Annotated in this window: 15 protein-coding genes; 8 read left to right on the plus strand and 7 right to left on the minus strand. The window is 35.1% G+C overall.

Annotation, left to right across the window (positions count from 1 at the left end):
* Positions 1-32: 32 nt before the first annotated feature.
* The 7 genes from ACAM30_RS19770 (at position 33) to ACAM30_RS19800 (ending at position 10,204) form a co-directional block, all read left to right on the plus strand.
* Entirely contained in the window at positions 33-1,121 is a 1,089-nt protein-coding gene (locus tag ACAM30_RS19770; RefSeq protein WP_369616230.1) for a M42 family metallopeptidase, read from the plus strand.
* Between the two features lie 173 nt (positions 1,122-1,294).
* Positions 1,295-1,975, plus strand: coding sequence for a response regulator transcription factor (locus ACAM30_RS19775; RefSeq protein ID WP_369616231.1), 681 nt, complete (start codon positions 1,295-1,297; stop codon positions 1,973-1,975).
* Positions 1,972-3,333, plus strand: coding sequence for an ATP-binding protein (locus tag ACAM30_RS19780; RefSeq protein WP_369616232.1), 1,362 nt, complete (start codon positions 1,972-1,974; stop codon positions 3,331-3,333). Before ACAM30_RS19775 ends, ACAM30_RS19780 begins: the two co-directional genes overlap by 4 nt.
* An 84-nt stretch (positions 3,334-3,417) precedes the next feature.
* Positions 3,418-4,662 (plus strand): TolC family protein, encoded by a 1,245-nt coding sequence (locus ACAM30_RS19785; protein WP_369616233.1) that lies wholly within the window; start codon positions 3,418-3,420, stop codon positions 4,660-4,662.
* Positions 4,663-4,673: 11 nt separating this feature from the next.
* Positions 4,674-5,759, plus strand: a complete 1,086-nt coding sequence (locus tag ACAM30_RS19790; protein ID WP_070905698.1) for an efflux RND transporter periplasmic adaptor subunit — start codon at positions 4,674-4,676, stop codon at positions 5,757-5,759.
* Between the two features lie 4 nt (positions 5,760-5,763).
* Positions 5,764-7,029 carry a carbohydrate porin gene (locus ACAM30_RS19795; protein ID WP_369616234.1) on the plus strand — a complete coding sequence of 422 codons (1,266 nt, stop codon included), beginning with the start codon at positions 5,764-5,766 and terminating at the stop codon, positions 7,027-7,029.
* A 76-nt stretch (positions 7,030-7,105) separates the two neighbouring features.
* On the plus strand, positions 7,106-10,204 hold the full coding sequence (locus ACAM30_RS19800) for an efflux RND transporter permease subunit (protein WP_369616235.1): 3,099 nt from the start codon (positions 7,106-7,108) through the stop codon (positions 10,202-10,204).
* 665 nt (positions 10,205-10,869) lie between these two features.
* Here ACAM30_RS19800 and ACAM30_RS19805 read toward each other — a convergent pair.
* On the minus strand, positions 10,870-11,250 hold the full coding sequence (locus tag ACAM30_RS19805; protein ID WP_369616236.1) for an ankyrin repeat domain-containing protein: 381 nt from the start codon (positions 11,248-11,250) through the stop codon (positions 10,870-10,872).
* A gap of 355 nt (positions 11,251-11,605) precedes the next feature.
* Here ACAM30_RS19805 and ACAM30_RS19810 point away from each other — a divergent pair, with 355 nt between their 5' ends.
* Positions 11,606-12,145, plus strand: coding sequence for an SRPBCC family protein (locus tag ACAM30_RS19810; protein WP_202703485.1), 540 nt, complete (start codon positions 11,606-11,608; stop codon positions 12,143-12,145).
* Positions 12,146-12,229: 84 nt separating this feature from the next.
* Here ACAM30_RS19810 and ACAM30_RS19815 read toward each other — a convergent pair whose 3' ends face one another.
* From ACAM30_RS19815 to ACAM30_RS19840, 6 genes are all read right to left on the minus strand, one after another.
* Complete coding sequence (locus ACAM30_RS19815; RefSeq protein ID WP_369616237.1) at positions 12,230-13,183, minus strand: phosphoribosylaminoimidazolesuccinocarboxamide synthase; 954 nt, start codon at positions 13,181-13,183, stop codon at positions 12,230-12,232.
* A 126-nt stretch (positions 13,184-13,309) separates the two neighbouring features.
* On the minus strand, positions 13,310-13,765 hold the full coding sequence (locus tag ACAM30_RS19820) for a GNAT family N-acetyltransferase (RefSeq protein WP_369616238.1): 456 nt from the start codon (positions 13,763-13,765) through the stop codon (positions 13,310-13,312).
* 206 nt (positions 13,766-13,971) lie between these two features.
* Positions 13,972-16,317, minus strand: a complete 2,346-nt coding sequence (locus ACAM30_RS19825) for a prolyl oligopeptidase family serine peptidase (RefSeq protein WP_369616239.1) — start codon at positions 16,315-16,317, stop codon at positions 13,972-13,974.
* Positions 16,318-16,501: 184 nt separating this feature from the next.
* Positions 16,502-17,332, minus strand: coding sequence for a Cof-type HAD-IIB family hydrolase (locus tag ACAM30_RS19830; RefSeq protein ID WP_369616240.1), 831 nt, complete (start codon positions 17,330-17,332; stop codon positions 16,502-16,504).
* Positions 17,333-17,470: 138 nt separating this feature from the next.
* A complete protein-coding gene (locus ACAM30_RS19835; RefSeq protein ID WP_369616241.1) occupies positions 17,471-17,833 on the minus strand; it encodes a DUF1801 domain-containing protein in 363 nt (120 codons plus the stop codon).
* On the minus strand, positions 17,830-18,315 hold the full coding sequence (locus ACAM30_RS19840; protein ID WP_369616242.1) for a hypothetical protein: 486 nt from the start codon (positions 18,313-18,315) through the stop codon (positions 17,830-17,832). Before ACAM30_RS19840 ends, ACAM30_RS19835 begins: the two co-directional genes overlap by 4 nt.
* Positions 18,316-18,355 lie beyond the last annotated feature (40 nt).

Consider the following 18,355-nt stretch of genomic DNA (forward strand, 5'->3'; position numbering starts at 1 on the left):
CCAAATTTATAAATTAGCAAAAAAATATTTTTATGAGCACAAAATCAATCTTAAATGACACCTCAATTGCTTTCCTGGAAAGCTATCTCAATAATGCCTCCCCTACAGGCTACGAAAGCGAAGGGCAAAAACTTTGGATGAATTATCTGAAACCTTATGTAGACACTTTTATCACGGATACATACGGGACTGCTGTAGGAGTTATCAACCCTGACGCTCCGTTTAAAGTAGTCATTGAAGGTCATGCCGATGAAATTTCATGGTATGTTAATTATATTACTGACGACGGTTTGTTGTACGTAATCAGAAATGGAGGTTCTGATCATCTGATTGCACCATCAAAAAGAGTACACATACATACTAAAAAAGGAATCGTTAAGGGTGTTTTCGGATGGCCTGCCATTCATACCCGTTTGCGTGACAAGGAAGAAACTCCAAAAATCAGTAATATTTTCATCGATTTAGGCTGTGAAACCAAAGAGCAGGTTGAGGCATTGGGTGTTCATGTAGGATGTGTGATTACGTATCCGGATGAATTTATGATTTTAAATGAGAATAAATTTGTATGCCGTGCTATCGATAACAGAATGGGTGGCTTTATGATTGCCGAAGTAGCTCGTTTACTAAAAGAAAATAATAAAACACTTCCGTTTGGTTTGTATATCGTAAACTCTGTTCAGGAAGAAATCGGTCTTCGCGGAGCCGAAATGATCGCACAAACGATCAAACCTAATGTGGCTATTGTCACTGATGTCTGTCATGATACTACTACTCCGATGATTGATAAAAAAGTAGAAGGAGATTTAAAAATGGGGAAAGGACCGGTTATTGCCTACGCACCTGCCGTACAAAATAAACTGCGTGATCTTATCGTAGATACAGCTGAAGAGAAACAAATTCCGTTTCAGCGTCATGCAACATCCCGTGCTACCGGAACAGACACTGATGCTTTTGCTTACAGCAATGGCGGTGTGGCTTCAGCGTTAATTTCATTGCCTTTGCGTTATATGCATACTACTGTAGAAATGGTACAAAGAGAAGATGTTGAAAATGTGATTCAATTGATTTACGAATCCCTTTTAAAAATTGAAAACAACGAGACTTTTTCTTATTTTAAATAAGTTCCTAGTGATTAGTAATTAGTCCCTGATCTTTTGTGAAAAGTAAGATGTAAAATGTGAGTTGTGTATATTAAGAGTGATTAGTATGTTGCTTTTACATTTTACATTTTACATTTTACATTTTACATCTCACATCTCACATCTCACATCTCACACCTCGCAAACAGAACATTATGAAAATACTCCTTCTTGAAGACGATTTTACGCTATCTAAAGAAATCACTGCATTCTTTACTTCAAATGGATTTGAGTGTTTTTCTTATTATGATGGCTCGTTATTGTTGAAGAAGTATTTTCCTTATGAATATGATTTAATTATTCTGGATATTAATGTGCCCGGAAGTAATGGAATTGAAGTCTGTAAAGGCATTCGCGAAGTCGATAAAAAGACTCCGATTATAATGCTCACTGCTTTTAGCGAAATTGAAGATAAATTAGCATCTTTTGATAATGGTGCCGATGATTATCTCGTCAAGCCTTTTCATTTCAAGGAACTGTATGCCAGAAGCACTTCTTTGTTACGTCGAAAAGAAATTCCGCAACAAGTAGAAACTAAAATAACGATTGCTGATCTGGAAATTCTGGAAAGCGATATGAAGGTATTTCGATCTAATGAAGAAATCAAACTTACTCCTAAAGAATTCAAACTCATTTTAATCTTGGCCCATGCCAAAGGTAAAGTCTTATCGAAACAATTTATTGCCGAAAAACTCTGGGATTATCACATCGAAACCAATCAGAATACCATAGAGGTTTATATTAACTTTTTAAGAAAGAAAATCGACAAAGACCATACTGTTAAACTTATTCGCACCAAAGTGGGTTACGGATATTATTTAAGCGATCAGGAATGACTTTAAAAAACCGAATATCACTTTTAGTAAGCTTGTTGTTTACAATCCTTTTCGGATTGGCTTCTACTTTGATATTTGTTTTATACTCTAATTTCAGGAAAGAAGAATTTCGTGATCGTCTGGAAATTAAGGCGCTTTCAAACATTAAGCTTCTAGTTAACGTCAAAGAAGTTGATGAGCAGCTTCTGAAAATTATTGATCAGAACTCTATTAATCAATTGTACGATGAAAAAACACTGGTCTTTGATTCTAACTTTAAACTCATCTACAGCAGTATAGACGATGCCAAAATCAATTGGTCTGTTGAAGATCTGAAATATCTTAGAAAACATAAAACATTCTTTAAACAACAGGGGGATTACGAAGTATATGGTGTTTTTTACGATACAAAAGACAGGGATTTTTATGCTCTAATATCCGCCACTGACGAATATGGCAAAAGAAAACTATTTTTCCTGAGGTATACATTAATTCTTTCCTATATCTTTTTTACCGGTATATGCTTGGCTCTAACCTCTTTAACAGTAGAAAAAGCAATGAGTCCACTCAATGTTTTTCATCAAAAAATAAAGAATATCAACGAGAACAATCTCGATACCCGTGTTGCTTCCAAAAACAACAAAAATGAAATTGATCTGATCGCCAATGAATTTAATTTCATGATGGACCGAATTGAAGTTTCCTATCAAAAACAAAAAGAATTTACAGCCCATGCCTCACATGAGTTGAGAACTCCCCTATCCAGAATTACCTCGCAGATTGAAAACACCATAGCAGATCCAACAACATCCGACAAAGGAAAAAGCTTTCTAAAAACGATTTTGTCCGACATCAATCAATTGACCGAATTAATTAATTCGCTATTGATCCTCTCTAAAATAGACAATAAGAAAAATGAAAATAAAGAAGTTCATCGTATGGATGAAATTTTGTTTTCGGCTATTGAAAATCTAAACAAAAGTTATCCGGAATTTCTAATTTTATTTGAAATCGAAGAAAGCAACAATCTCGATACCGCTTTAGAAATAAATGGCAATAAGAACTTATTGGAAATTGCCATAACCAATATCCTAAAAAATGCCTGCGTTTACTCTGATAACAAACAAGCCAAAGTAATTATAAGTACTCAGAATGATCAATTAGTCCTTTCGATTTCAAACACTGGGCAAACCTTAAATGAAGAAGAACAAAAAAATCTTTTTCAGCCTTTTATGCGTGGTAAAAACTCGAAAGGCACTAGTGGCTTTGGTCTTGGATTAAGGATTGTTCATCGCATTCTAACACTTCACAACGCATCTATAACCTACAGTGTTCCACATATTAACACGAATTTATTTCAGTTATTTTTTCATTTGTAATTTATTTTAAGTTATTTTTAAGGTAGATTTTAAGGTCTCTTAAAGTCCCGTGATAGCATATTTGTATAAATTAAAATTGATACAATGAAAAAACTATGTGCATTCCTACTTGTACTTATCGGTCCGGTAGTTTTGGCTCAAAAAACGGTCAGCCTTCAGGACTGTGAAAGCCAATTCCTTAAAAACAACCTCTTTTTGTTGGCATCACAATACAATATTGATGCGTCAAAAGCATTAACCATTCAGGCCCGAATTTGGGATAATCCCTCAGTAACAGCAGAACTGAATGCTTACAACCCCGAAAGAAATCAGTATTTTGATATTGGAAAACAAGGGCAAAAAGCATTTGGTATCGAACAGTTAATTTATTTGGGTGGAAAAAAACGCAACGAAATAAAACTGGCACAAACCAACGAACAATTAGCCGAATTACAGTTCAATGATTTACTTCGAACTTTAAAACTGCAATTAAGAAAAAGCTTTTATACCGTATACTACAACAAAAAAAGTCTTGAAGTTACTGACAATCAGCTGGCTCATATTGAAGATTTGATAAGCTCCTACTCTATACAGGTTGAAAAAGGCAATATCCCACTAAGAGATCTTGTTCGTCTGCAATCACTTTACTTAAACTTCAAAAATGAGCGTATGGAGGTGGTTAATGAAAATATCGAGGAACAAGCTAACTTAAAATTACTGCTCAATTCATCCGAAAATGTTATTCCGGAAGTTACAAAAGAAGAATTTAATAAGTATATCAAAACAATTCCTTTTGATCTTAAAACATTTCAGGATGAAGCCATTGCAAATCGTCCGGATTATTTAGCCAAACAAAAAGATATTGAGGCAAACGAAATCAATGTAAAATGGCAAAAAGCATTATCTGTTCCTGATATCACCGTTGGTGCCAATTACGATCAACGCAGTGGGGCTTTTAACAGAGAAGCTAATTTAACCCTTGGGATTCCATTACCCCTTTGGAACAAAAACAAAGGAAATATTAAGTATGCAAAAACGATTCTCGAACAGTCAAAAATTGAAAAGCAGAATTTTGATCTTCAATTGCAAACCGAAATTACAACTGCCTGGAACAAATGGGAAGAATCCCGTAAAAACTATGTGATCATAAAACCTACTGTTAACTCAGACTTTGAAGCAGTTTATAAAGGGATCTTAACCAATTTTCAAAAACGAAATATCAGTCTGTTAGAATTTACCGATTTTATGGAAAGTTACAATCAGGCTTCCGTTCAGGTAAATGAACTCAAGAAAAAAGTGATCCTTTCGGGCGAAGAACTAAATAGTACCATCAACAAAGACTTATTCTAAAACTAAATAAAATGAAATATAAACTACTAATAGGAATTGTTCTCGTAAGTTTATCAGTCCTAAGCTGCAAAAAAGAAGTTGAAAACCCAAGCACTAATACTTCTTTTGCTTTAAGCGAATCGATGCTAAAAACAACTACCACAGCAGAAGCGAAAACACAACCGGTAAAAAATGTACTGAGTTTTTACGGAAAAATCACAGCCGATAATAACAAAATGATTGATGTTTATCCTCTCGTTGGCGGAAACGTGATCAAAGTAAATGTCGAACTGGGAGATTATGTGCGTAAAGGTCAGGTTCTGGCCACCATAAAAAGTACAGACATTGCCGATTTTGAAAAACAATCTATCGATGCTAAAAATGATTTATTGGTTGCCAAAAATCATCTGAAAGTCGCTCAGGAATTATTTGACGGAAAATTAAACTCTGAAAGCGATGTACTTCAGGCAAAATCAGAAGTAAACAAAGCGCAATCGCAATTGAGTAAAGTTCAGGAAACCTATAAAATTTACAATATCAAAGCAGGTTCCATCTACGAAGTAACTGCTCCAATTAGTGGTTTCATCATTCAAAAAAGCATCAATCAGGATATGTTATTGCGAAATGACCGCTCTGAAAACATCTTTGATATCGCCGAAATCAGTGAAGTTTGGGCGTTAGCCAACATCAACGAAATTGATATTAACAAAGTAAAACTGGGTATCGATGCTGATGTAACTACACTAAGTTATCCTGATAAAGTTTTCAAAGGAAAAGTAGATAAAATCTTCAATGTAATTGATCCGGAAACCAAAGCCATGCAGGCACGTATAAAATTGGAAAATCCCGGATACATGCTAAAACCTGACATGAACGCTAATATTAAACTATCGTATAGCGAAAGTGACTCTATGATAGCCGTACCTAGTAAAGCGATTGTTTTCGATAAGAGTAAAAACTTTGTCATGATTTTCAAAGACCGCAACAACATTGAAACCAGACAAGTAGATGTGTACAGAGTCGTTGGCGATGTTACTTATATTTCTAAAGGCTTAAAAGACAATGAAAAAGTAATTACCAATAATCAGTTATTTATCTATCGCGCTCTAAACGAATAAGTATATGGAGAAATCTGTAAAAATATTGAGTTTTGCCACACTGTTTATTTCAACACTATCCTTTTCGCAGGAAACAGATTCGATACGAAAATATAGTCTGGGGTTTCAAATGACATCGATATACCAATACCATCCAGCCTTTCGTGCTAATTATTCCGGTGTAAATAGTATGTCTCCAAAAGAAGAAGGCGCTTTGTCCTTAACATCAACCTTATACCTTGATGTTCCACTTTGGAAAGGAGCTACTTTGACTTTTAACCCTGAAATGTCAGGAGGTGAAGGTTTATCTCAGGCAAGAGGATTGGGTGGCTTTCCAAATGGGGAAACTTTTAGAATTGGAGATACTAAACCAGTAGTTTATGTGGCAAGAATGCTTTTAGAACAAAAGTTTCAATTCAAAAATAACCAGTCATTACAATTGGTTTTCGGAAAATTTGGGTTAGCCGATTATTTTGACAATAACTCCTATTCACATGATCCCAGAACACAGTTCTTAAATTGGGCATTGATGACACATGGATCTTGGGATTATGCTGCAAACACTCGCGGGTATACAGATGGTTTATATGCCAATTATCAGTTTGATTCCTGGCAAATAAGAGCTTCAGTGACTGCTTTGCCTACTTATGCGAACGGGCCAAATGTCGAATTCGGTTTTAAAAATTCAAACGCAATAAATATCGAAATTGAAAAACAAATCACTTTTAAAAATAATGATACGGCCAATTTCAAACTATTAGGCTTTCGAAATGTTGCAGGAATGGGAAATTACGACGAAGCCAACTCCAATTTTATAACAATACCTGATATAAAAAGTACCAGACAAAACGGACGCACTAAATATGGCATTGGTTTAAACATGGATTATACCCACGGAGATACCTGGGGATTGTTTGCGCGAATGAGTTATAATGATGGTAGAAATGAAACCTGGGCCTTTACCGAAATTGACCGATCGGCACAGTTAGGAATGCATTTGAATGGAAAGATGTGGAACCGAAATAAGGATTTTGCTGGTATTGCCATAGTGGCTAACGGATTATCCAATTCGCATAAGCAATATCAAAAATTGGGAGGAGATGGTTTCATGATCGGTGATAGTACTTTAAACTACGGTATAGAACAAATTGCTGAAGTTTTCTATTCGTTCTTAATACCCAACACTCATATCACCCTTTCACCTGATTACCAATTTGCTATTAATCCCGCTTATAATAAAGACAGAGGTCCGGTACAATTTTTCGCTTTGCGCTTTCACACAGAGTTCTAATCGGAAATATATCATATAAAATGCTTTCCAAAGAAGCATCATAAATAAAAATTCATCCTTAAAAATACTTTTTAAAATGAACAAATTCATAAGAAACATTATAGCTTTCTCCTTAAAAAATAAGGCATTTACCTTTTTCTGGGTGGGATTATTGGCCGTAGCAGGATTCATTTCTTTCAAGAATATGCCTATCGATGCTTTTCCGGACGTAACCAACACTCAAATTATTATCATTACACAATGGAACGGGAAAAGTGCCGAAGAAGTAGAACGTTTTGTAACCTCTCCTATCGAGATCTCGATGAACTCGGTACAAAAGAAAACCAGCGTTCGCAGTATTACAATGTTTGGTCTATCGGTAATCAAAATTATTTTTGACGATGGAGTTGATGATACTTTTGCACGTCTTCAGGTCAATAATTTATTAAAAAATGTTTCCCTTCCGGATGATGTAGAACCGGATGTTCAGCCGCCTTATGGTCCAACGGGTGAGATTTTCAGATATATCGTAAAAAGTGACAGCAGAGACAGTAGAGAATTGTTAACCTACCAAAACTGGGTAATAGACAAACAGTTGCGTTCTGTTCCGGGTGTTGCCGATCTAAACGTTTTTGGAGGACAAACCAAAACCTACGAAGTTGGAGTTGATCCAATAAAATTAGCCAAATACAACATTACACCGCTTCAGGTTTATAATGCTGTAAATGGAGGCAACCTGAATGTTGGCGGTGATATCATCGAAAAAAATGGTCAGGCCTTTGTTGTTCGTGGAGTTGGTCTTTTAAAATCAATTCAGGATCTCGAAAATATAATTGTAGACGATGCTAACGGAAATCCTATTTTAGTCAAGAACTTAGCTACTGTTTATGAAAGTGCAATGCCAAGAGTGGGACAAACCGGTTTAGCGAAGAACGATGATGTTGTTGAAGGTATTATCGTAATGCGTAAAGGCGAAAACCCTCAGGAAACCCTGGCTCTAATTAAAGCTAAAATACAAGATCTGAACGATAATGTTCTTCCAAAAGATATTAAACTGGTGACCTTCTACGATCGTGATAATTTAATGAACTTCACGACGGAAACCGTTATGCACAACTTATTTGAAGGGATCATTCTGGTTACCTGCGTAGTATTCCTCTTTATGGCTGATTGGAGAACCACTTTCACCGTTTCGATTGTTATTCCACTTTCCTTATTATTTGCCTTTTTATGCCTTAAAATGATGGGAATGAGTGCCAACTTATTAAGTTTAGGTGCAGTCGATTTCGGAATTATTATTGATGGTGCAGTAGTTATGGTCGAAGGATTATTCGTCGTCTTAGATCATCGGGCACATCAACTGGGAATGACGGCCTACAATAAAATAGCAAAAGGAAGTCTGATCAAAAAAACCGGAGCAGAAATGGGTAAAGCCATATTCTTTTCTAAGTTAATTATTATCACAGCCTTACTCCCTATATTCTCATTCCAGAAAGTAGAAGGAAAAATGTTTTCACCTTTGGCGTATACCCTTGGTTTTGCTTTAATGGGAGCATTATTATTCACGCTGACATTAGTCCCCGTTCTATCACATATTTTATTGAATAAGAATGTAAAAGAAAAAAACAATCCGTTTGTTAATTTCTGGGACCGAATCGTAAGCAAAGGTTTTGCATGGACTTTCAAACACAAGGTAAAAGCACTTGTAGGATCTATTGCGCTTTTAGTAGCAGTTTTCTTCTCAGCAACCTTTTTAGGAACTGAATTCTTGCCACAGCTAAATGAAGGTGCTTTATGGGTAACAGCTGAATTACCAATGAGTACATCATTGCCTGAAAGTGTTAAAACTGCCGCGATGATCCGAAAAGATTTGGAAAGTTTTCCCGAAGTTAAAAATGTTTTGTCGCAAACCGGAAGAAGTAATGACGGAACCGACCCGAATGGCTTTGGATTTATACAGCTTCAGGTTGATCTAAAACCCAAATCAGAATGGAAACGAAAAATTACAATGGACGAGTTAATTAACGAAATGGACGATAAACTTAGAGTTCATCAGGGAATTACGTATAACTACTCACAGCCTGTAATTGATAACGTTGCCGAATCTGTTGCCGGGTTTAAAGCCTCGAATGCCGTAAAAATATATGGTGATGATCTTGACAAATTGGATGAACTATCGAATGAAGTTCTGGCACAGATCAAAAACATCCCGGGTATTAAAGATGCCGGGATTCTTAGAAACGTTGGACAACCTGAAATTAGTGTTGTCCTTGACAGAGATAAAATGGCTGCTTATGGTGTGACCCTGAGCGATGCACAGGCCGTTTTAGAATTAGCTTTTGGAGGAAAAACGGCTACTCAAAAATATGAAGATGACAAAAAATTTGATGTGAGAGTCCGTTTTTCAAAAGAATATCGTAAAGATGAGAATGATATTGCCGAACTTAAAGTTCCAACTATCAGCGGAATTAAAATTCCATTAAAAGAAATATCAGATTTAAAAACCATAACTGGTCCCGCTTTTATTTATCGAGATAATACAAAGCGTTTTATTGGAGTCAAATTCTCAGTCCGTGATCGAGATCTGGGAAGTACGATTGCCGAAGCACAGGCAAAAGTAGCTAAACTAAAACTTCCAACAGGTTACACTGTGGGTTGGACAGGGGAATTTGAAAATCAGGTTCGTGCCAGTGCCCGATTGGCTCAGGTGGTACCGATCAGTTTAATTGGGATATTTGTGCTCTTATTCATTCTGTTTGGAAATATTAAAGATTCACTTTTGGTTTTAGCCAATGTTCCTTTTGCGGTTATAGGCGGAATCATCGCTCTTCACCTTACCCGAATGAATTTTGGAATCTCTGCAGGAGTTGGTTTCATTGCACTATTAGGAATCTGTATCCAGAATGGTGTAATTCTGATCTCAGAATTTCATCATAATCTAAAAGCGAAGTTTTCTCTTGAAGAATCTATTTTTATGGGAGTAAAAGCCCGAACAAGAGCTGTTGTGATGACTGCGTTGATGGCTTCGATAGGTTTAATGCCGGCTGCTATTTCTACCGGAATTGGTTCTGAATCACAAAAACCATTGGCAATTGTAATCATTGGAGGTTTAATTACAGCAACGATTCTAACCCTTTTAGTATTTCCGATAATTTTCTGGGTATTCAACCGCAAAAAACACGTTCCAATTGAATAAAAGCATTGAAGATAGATTAATTGGTTAAATTAATTTGATTAAGTTTTAGCGAAAAAAGCATCATTATATTTAATGGTGCTTTTTTATATATTCTTATATCTGGGTGAAACCGATCTCATACAAAATATGCCGTAAACTTTTCTTTGTGAACAGACTTTTGCCCTTTCAGGGCGTAATCCACAATTGTTATCATTATACATAGAGCTTCGCACCATGTTATTGCCAGAGCTCTTTCAGAGCAAATTCCAATTTCATGTATACCCTTTTTTAGAAACTCTGTGAATCTCTGTGTATTTTTTTTGAGACTCTGTGAAATAGTCATCTATTTAAAATAAAAAACGACCTTCTGCTCAAGGAAGGTCGTTTCATATACTAACTCAAAACTAGATTTAAACTTTTAAAATCTTTTAAAATGGCTATTATTTCTGTCGTACTCGATAATTCTGCATATTTCAAAAACACCATGTTATTGCCAGAGCTCTTTCAGAGCAAATCCCAGTTTCATGTATGCCCCTTTTTTAGAAACTCTGTGAATCTCTGTGAATCTCTGTGCAGTTTTGTGAGACTCTGTGAAATAATCATCTATATAAAATGAAAAACGACCTTCTGCTCAAGGAAGGTCGTTTCATATACTAACTCAAAACTAGATTTAAACTTCTAAACTCTTATTTTAAACCTTTTAAAATTGCTATTGCTTCTGTTGCATTCGATAATTCTGCATATTTCAAAGCGGTAAAACCTTTCTCATTTCTAGCAGATGCATCTGCTCCTTTTGCCAACAATACTTTCAAAATATCTACTTTGTTATAACGTGCAGCGATCATTAAAGGTGATAAACCTTCTGACATTTCGTTTACGTCAGCTCCATATTCTAATAATTTTTTAACGAAATCTAAATCTCCTTTACTAACTGCTACATTTAGCGGTGTTGAAAAGCTGTTTACGACCTCTAATTGTGGTTTCACAACTGTTGTGTGATTTGATGCCATTGAAACATTTGCAAATGCTACTAAAGCTACTCCTAAATAAACGATTGAATTTTTCATAATGATTGATTTTTTAATTGATTGATGATGATTTTTAAATTCTTTGTAAAGGTAATTTGTTTTTATGTATTATGTATAACAAAGTACCATGTTTTAACTAATTCTTAACATTCAATTAATATAAACTGAATAAAGTAATTTGAATGTTAATTGTTAGCTTTCTTAATAGACGCCAGAAGATTCGATTTGTTACAGTTTACAGTAAAAAAATATAAAAAATCTTATTATTTTTTTTCATTGTATTAAATACGAAGCGTAACTTTTCTAACTTTACGGAACAAAAAACTCTGCAAACAAAGGTGTTAACACTTTTAATTGCAGAAAAGAAAAAACTAACAACCTAAAACCACAAACTATGAAGATCCTAAAAAGAATTCTAATTGTTTTAATCCTGATCGTCGCTATTGTTCTGATTGCGGCCAATTTTATGCCTAAAACTTATGCCATAGAAAGAGAAATCACCATTAACAAACCTGTTGACAGTGTCTTCAAATATGTCAGATCTCTAAAAAATCAAAATGAATTTAGTGTCTGGGCCAATCTTGATCCCAAAATGAAATCTACTTATAAAGGAACCGATGGAGATGTAGGTTCAGTTTCTGCCTGGGAAAGCACAGTAAAAGAAGTTGGTGAAGGAGAACAGGAAATCACAAAAATTACGGAAGGAAAACGCATTGACTTTGCTTTACGTTTCAAAAAACCAATGGACGATACGGCTGTAGGTTTTATGTCGACAGAAACTGCACCGGGAAATCAAACAAAAGTAAAATGGGGAATCAGCGGTGTCATTCCATATCCAATGAATATTATGCTGCCGATGATGAAAATGGATCAAATGATTGGCAATGACCTGCAGAAAGGTCTGGAGAACTTAAAAGCCAAAATGGAAGAATAAAAAATTATACTCAAAAAGCCCTGTTATCCTCAATGAGATAGCAGGGCTTTATATATATGACGTGCTAAAAACCGCACCAAAAAATTATTTTACTGAAAGGTATTCTAATACATTTTTATTGATACGCTGGTCAATATTGTCAATATCAGCCTTTACGAATTTTTCGCCTAAAATATTTTCATACAATTCAATATATCTTTCAGAAACAGATTGAATGTATTCGTCTGACATATCCGGAATTTGCTGTCCTTCCTGCCCTTGAAAACCGTTCTCGATCAACCAGCGACGCACAAATTCTTTGGACAATTGCTTTTGCTCCTCTCCTTTTTCCTGTCTTTCCTGATATCCATCGGCATAAAAGTAACGGGAAGAGTCTGGTGTATGAATTTCATCAATTAAAACGATTACACCTTCTTTTGTTTTTCCGAATTCATATTTAGTATCTACTAAAATTAAACCGCGGCTTGCTGCAATTTCAGTACCTCTTTGAAACAGAGCACGAGTATATTTTTCTAAAACAAGATAATCTTCTTCAGAAACAATTCCTTTTGCCAAAATGTCTTCGCGTGAAATATCTTCATCATGAGAACCGTTATCTGCTTTTGTAGTTGGTGTAATAATAGGTTCCGGAAACTTATCGTTCTCTTTTAAACCTTCTGCCATAGTAACTCCGCAAATCTGTCTCCTTCCGGCTGCGTATTCACGTGCAGCGTGTCCTGAAACATAACCACGAATCACCATTTCTACTTTAAAAGGCTCACATAAATGTCCCACAGCTACATTTGGGTCCGGAGTTGCAACCAGCCAGTTTGGTACAATATCCTGAGTTAACTCCATGAACTTTGTCGCAATCTGATTCAGAATTTGTCCTTTATATGGAATTCCCTTCGGTAAAACCACATCAAAAGCCGAAAGTCTGTCGGTTGCTACCATTACTAAAAGATCGTCATTGATGTTGTAAACCTCTCTTACTTTTCCGCGATAAACCGATTTCTGATTTGGGAAATTGAAGTTTGTAGTTGTGATTGTATTACTCATTGTCTAGTGTTGTGTTGTTTTTTTATGAATGCAAATTTAAAACTAATTAAAGGAAAAAAAGAACCTATTCAGATTCTTTTTTGTGTCTCAATCGCAGTTTTCAGTTACAGTTCTAATTTATTGTAATTAAATTGTATTCCCGTTCACTTCGCTATTGGTTAATTCCAAATGTAAAATAGGATACGGTTTACCGCAACCGTCTAAATCAGACATCGATTTTACTTCAAAACCAAAATGTTTGTAGAAATTCAAAGCTTCAACATTGTCTTTGTTAACATCAACTTTTATTACACTTAAATGCTCAATTGCATACTTTAAAAGAGTTTTTCCAATCCCTTTTCCAATCTCATTTGCCGAAACAAACAACATTTCCAGATTTTCATCACTCGTGCCCATAAACCCAACAATCTCCTTTGCACTATTCTTAATACAATGCAATGTTACATGATCAAAAAAACCAGGAATTATTGTTTTGTAAAATTCAAAATCTTCATCTTTTAAAAAAAAATGTGTTGCTTTGACAGAAGATTGCCAAACATTCATCAAATCTTTGTACTCACTAATTTCTACTTTATCAATCATTTTATCTTTATTACAAGTTACTTCTTTCTTTTAATCCTAATAATTCGCTTCAATCCAGCTATAAAATACAAAGTCCCCTTTCATGATACATAAATGGGGACTTTATAACTGCTAACGTACATTTTTTTAGTTAGTTTTTCAGTCGAAGTTTTCAATCGCAGTCTTCGCACTGCAAACTGAGAACTGTATACTGAGGCTGAAAACTCCTATTTCAGCAATGTCGAATTAAACAAGTTTAAGATTCTGCTGTATTCGTCAATCCAGGAATAAGTTTCTTTAAATCCATGTGCTTCCACAGGAAATGAAGCCAAGCTCCAGTTCTTTTTCTGAAGTTCTATAAAACGCTGAGACAAACGAACAATGTCTTTGTACTCCACATTATCGTCTACCATTCCGTGTAACATTACTAAATTTCCTTTTAAATTATCGGCATAATAAATAGGAGAACTTTTCTTGAAAGCTTCCGGATCTGTTTCAGGAAAATTTAAAATGTTTCCGGTATATCCGTGATTGTAATGCGCCCAATCCGTTACAGAACGTAAGGCAGCACCAGAGGCAAATTCACCCGGAGCAGTCAACATTCCCATTAAAGTGATGAAACCGCCGTAAGATCCTCCATAAATACCCACTCTGTTAGCATCAATACCATATTTCTCAACCAAATATTTTTTCCCGTCTAAATGATCCGACAAATCTTTTCCTCCCATAAAACGATAAATTCCGGTTCTGAAATCACGACCATAACCATCACTTCCTCTGTAATCTATATCCAAAACAGTATATCCCAAATCAGTCAATAAATTATGAAACATATACTCTCTGTGATAATTGCTCCAGTAATTGTGGGCATTTTGCAGATAACCTGCTCCGTGAACAAAAATGATTGCCGCTTTGTTGGCGTTTTCTGTTTTTGGAGTATATAATCTGGCATTTACCGGAGTTCCGTCCTGAGCTTTGAAAGTGATTACTTCCGGTTCTCTCCATTTGTATGCTTTAAAGTTTTCGGAAACTGAAGAGGATATTTGCTGTAAACTTGCATTCTTTTTATTGTCAGCAATATAAAAATCCCATGGAATATTTTTATACGAATAACGTACTAAAAGTGATTTCTCGTCCGGAGAAACGACTACTTCATGCGCGCCGTCTTTGATTAAAACTGGTTCCAAAGTACCACCTGCTGCAAGCAATTTATAGAAATTTCGGTTTCCCGGATGTGTTGTATTGGTTGTTAAATAAAATGTCTTTTTATCATTAGACAAAGCTACATCGCGAACTTCCCAATTTCCGGTAGTCAATTGAGTCTTTTTACCTGACTTCAGATTATAAGTATACAAATGTGAATAACCAGTTGCCTCAGACTGGAAATAAATAGTTTCATTGTCTGCTAAAAAACCTAAAACTCCGGAATCAAATGAATACGATGGAATTCCGGGCCCCGCGATCCACGCATCGTCATGCTGATGTTCGATTTCTTTAAACGTCCCATTCTCAAGATTCAGATTCACCAGCCATCTGTCTTTGTTGTCCTGACTTCTGATTTCAACAATTGCTGCAGAACCATTTTCGTTATACACAGGAGCCTGAGCTGCAATTAAACGATCTTCTTTGGCTTTATTTTTTAAATTATCGTACGTTTCATAATACTTCGGATTGTCCTGAATATGACTTAAAGTCGAGAAATTAACATAATAAACGGTGTCTTTAGCAACAGAGTAAATTCCGAATTTAGTCTTTACCAGATTGGCTGTCGAAACTTTCTCTTTGGTATCAGGAGTTTGATTATAACCGTCATCTGTTATAAAAACCTCCATTTTTTCTTTTTTATTGTCTGATTCTTCAGCCAAACTAAAAGTGGCAAAATTTCCGTTCGGATCTGCTTTTAAATTGTAAAAGTTGTCTTTTCCATAAAAATATTCTTTTGCAAAATCAGATTTAACAGCTTTACTTTTGGCAAGATTCCATTGCTTTTTGGCTGCAGCATCTCTCACAAACTGAAACAATTCTTTTTGCTGTGTCTTTAAAAAGGATTCTTTATCAGGAGTTTTTTCTTTTTTTACTCCTTTTTTAAAGTTGGTTAACTGCAAAACGGTTCCTTCTTTTGCATTGTATTTAAAAATATTATCATTCTGTTCGAAGAATACAACTCCTGTAACTGCGCCTAGTTCAACATTTGAAACCGGGGTACTTTGCTGAATAATTTTCTTAACTGTTTTTGTACTGATGGTATACGAATACAAACCTCCTTTGTCGCTGTAATACACTACGTCTGAAGTTGGTTTTCTTTTAAAATCCAGTTTAGAAAAAGCGGCTTCTTTTGGCTCGACCAAAGTTGGTTTTGCTGCTCCTTTTTGCCAGGAATAGGTATTTGCGCCTAGTTCATTGGTTGGGTTCCATTCGAAATATACTTTTTTACCGTCTAAAGACCAGCGTCCGTAAGTCGGTTGATTTCCAGTAAAGCCCTCTCCTTTCATTATTTCTTCTAATTTCAGAGTTTGGCTACTGCCCGAAACCGATAGCATAAAAAAGGCAAGAATAAAAATGTTTTTTGTCATGGTATAGTTTTTAGATAAAACAAAAATACACTTTGAAACTTACTAAAAAAATGTTTTTACAACTTCAGACAGCCAATCTGTCAAAGAGATAAAAAAAAGTCTTCAAAAACATATTTTGAAGACTTTCAGATTCTTTGATTGTAAAACGGTTTACAGTTTAAAGCGATACAACAAATTCTTATTTTTAATCCATTACGAATTCTTTATTCAAAATCTTAGAAGCGATGTAATTGGCAACACCGTCTTCTGCATTGGTTTTAATTACTTCCAGATTTGGTAAAGTTTCTTTTAGTAAGGCCGGAGCATTCCCCATAATCAAACCTTTCCCTGTTGATTCTAACATTTGTACATCATTGAAACCGTCACCAAAAGAAACTGCTTCTTCCAAAGAAAATCCCTCTTTTTCTAAAACACGTTGAATCGCTACGGCTTTATCAACCGATTTGTCCATGAATTCCAAACAGGTTGGCAAGCTAAATGCATGGTGTAAATCACTGGATGAATTTGCCAAAATCGCCTCTTTTAGGGCTACCAGTTTTTCGTGATTCTCATGCGAGAAGAAAATTTTAATGGCTGCAAAATCTTCCAGGGTTTTATAATCTACCAATTCAGGACGGTATTTTAATTCGGCTTGAAAAGCATTTAATCGTTCATTAACTCTATTGGTCTGCCAAACGTTTTCTTTGAACAGAACCACTGTGATTTCAGGATCAATCTCGACATTTAATGCCGCTTTTACCACATCGCTTTTTAAATCGAACGCAAAAAGCTCTTCTTTTTTAGGAGAATGAATTCTTGCTCCGTTTGAGCTCACGAGATAAACCGGAACTTCAAGCGTTTCAATAATAGCCATAGCATCCAGATGATGACGGCCTGTAGCTACGATAATAAGATAATTTTGATGGTGGAGTTCCTGAAAAATGGATTTGGTATAATCTGATATTCTGTGTTGAGGGTTGAGTAAGGTTCCGTCTAAATCGGTTACTACAACTTTTATATTTTTAAGCTTTGTCATATTAAAATTCAGGTATTTATGAATGACAAAATTACGGCTTTGCTTGCAGAAGAGCAAAAATTACCCCCTTCGAAAGCTTCAAAAACAGCAAGTTTATTATATATTTAACTATTACGTTAACTATTCCATTTTAAATATTCAAACTTTAATAATTCCGGTTTTGTATAAATGGAGAGCTTGTTCTATAATTTGTTCGATTCTTTCTACGGGTAAATCTTTTTCAGGCTCAAAAAGCATAATTTTCATTCTCGATCGGGCTTCCTGAAGTAAAAAAGGTTCATCAAAGTGTTTTCCTTCTACCATTCCAATATAGGGCTTTTTGTATTTTTTATGCATCCACAAATAACAGAACATTTTCCCTTTATAACAGAAGAAAGGCATCCCGTATTTTAAAACATGAGTAATCTCTTTGTCCTGTCTTAAGATAATCTCTTTTAAGGCCAAAAAGACTCCTTTCCCAGGTTCCTCTTGTTTTAGGTAGAAATCATCTAGTTGTTTCATCTCCTTATTTTTTCAGTTTTTGCAAAAATAATTTTTAAAGTATCCGGACAACCGGAATTTTGCTTTAATTTATAAACTAAAGAATCATTTTTAAGGTAAAATTTTTCTTTAGTAAATATTGCGAATGATTTATTATTCGTAGGTTCACAGTTAGGTATTGTCAAAATATTTTTTCGATCATATTCCCCATAAGAAATGCATTCTACAAATGGAAACATCCTATAACAAGTGTCACTACTTGTACTATTTAATTCTATCGTATCACCAAATCTTTTCCAATTCCCTTTAGAAACTACCCTCCAATCACACCCTGCACTTGCATATTTAAAAGTACCGTCTATATTAATTTTTAAGGTTGACCTGTTTGGAATTATATATTCAGTATCATACCAAGTTCCACCAAATTTATTTAGCGAGCTTTCTGATTTTTTGCACGAAATCAAACTAACAAGAACTAAAATTGTGCTAATTCCAAATTTCATTAATTTTACTTTTAAACTTCTAACTCAAAAAAAATATTCG

This window comes from Flavobacterium sp. CFS9 (genome assembly GCF_041154745.1).
Lineage (GTDB): Bacteria > Bacteroidota > Bacteroidia > Flavobacteriales > Flavobacteriaceae > Flavobacterium.

Coding starts and splice junctions, on each gene's coding strand:
- ACAM30_RS19770 (WP_369616230.1), top strand. CDS start 33: ATGAGCACAAAATCAATCTTAAATGACACCTCAATTGCTTTCCTGGAA.
- ACAM30_RS19775 (WP_369616231.1), top strand. CDS start 1,295: ATGAAAATACTCCTTCTTGAAGACGATTTTACGCTATCTAAAGAAATC.
- ACAM30_RS19780 (WP_369616232.1), top strand. CDS start 1,972: ATGACTTTAAAAAACCGAATATCACTTTTAGTAAGCTTGTTGTTTACA.
- ACAM30_RS19785 (WP_369616233.1), top strand. CDS start 3,418: ATGAAAAAACTATGTGCATTCCTACTTGTACTTATCGGTCCGGTAGTT.
- ACAM30_RS19790 (WP_070905698.1), top strand. CDS start 4,674: ATGAAATATAAACTACTAATAGGAATTGTTCTCGTAAGTTTATCAGTC.
- ACAM30_RS19795 (WP_369616234.1), top strand. CDS start 5,764: ATGGAGAAATCTGTAAAAATATTGAGTTTTGCCACACTGTTTATTTCA.
- ACAM30_RS19800 (WP_369616235.1), top strand. CDS start 7,106: ATGAACAAATTCATAAGAAACATTATAGCTTTCTCCTTAAAAAATAAG.
- ACAM30_RS19805 (WP_369616236.1), bottom strand. CDS start 11,250: ATGAAAAATTCAATCGTTTATTTAGGAGTAGCTTTAGTAGCATTTGCA.
- ACAM30_RS19810 (WP_202703485.1), top strand. CDS start 11,606: ATGAAGATCCTAAAAAGAATTCTAATTGTTTTAATCCTGATCGTCGCT.
- ACAM30_RS19815 (WP_369616237.1), bottom strand. CDS start 13,183: ATGAGTAATACAATCACAACTACAAACTTCAATTTCCCAAATCAGAAA.
- ACAM30_RS19820 (WP_369616238.1), bottom strand. CDS start 13,765: ATGATTGATAAAGTAGAAATTAGTGAGTACAAAGATTTGATGAATGTT.
- ACAM30_RS19825 (WP_369616239.1), bottom strand. CDS start 16,317: ATGACAAAAAACATTTTTATTCTTGCCTTTTTTATGCTATCGGTTTCG.
- ACAM30_RS19830 (WP_369616240.1), bottom strand. CDS start 17,332: ATGACAAAGCTTAAAAATATAAAAGTTGTAGTAACCGATTTAGACGGA.
- ACAM30_RS19835 (WP_369616241.1), bottom strand. CDS start 17,833: ATGAAACAACTAGATGATTTCTACCTAAAACAAGAGGAACCTGGGAAA.
- ACAM30_RS19840 (WP_369616242.1), bottom strand. CDS start 18,315: ATGAAATTTGGAATTAGCACAATTTTAGTTCTTGTTAGTTTGATTTCG.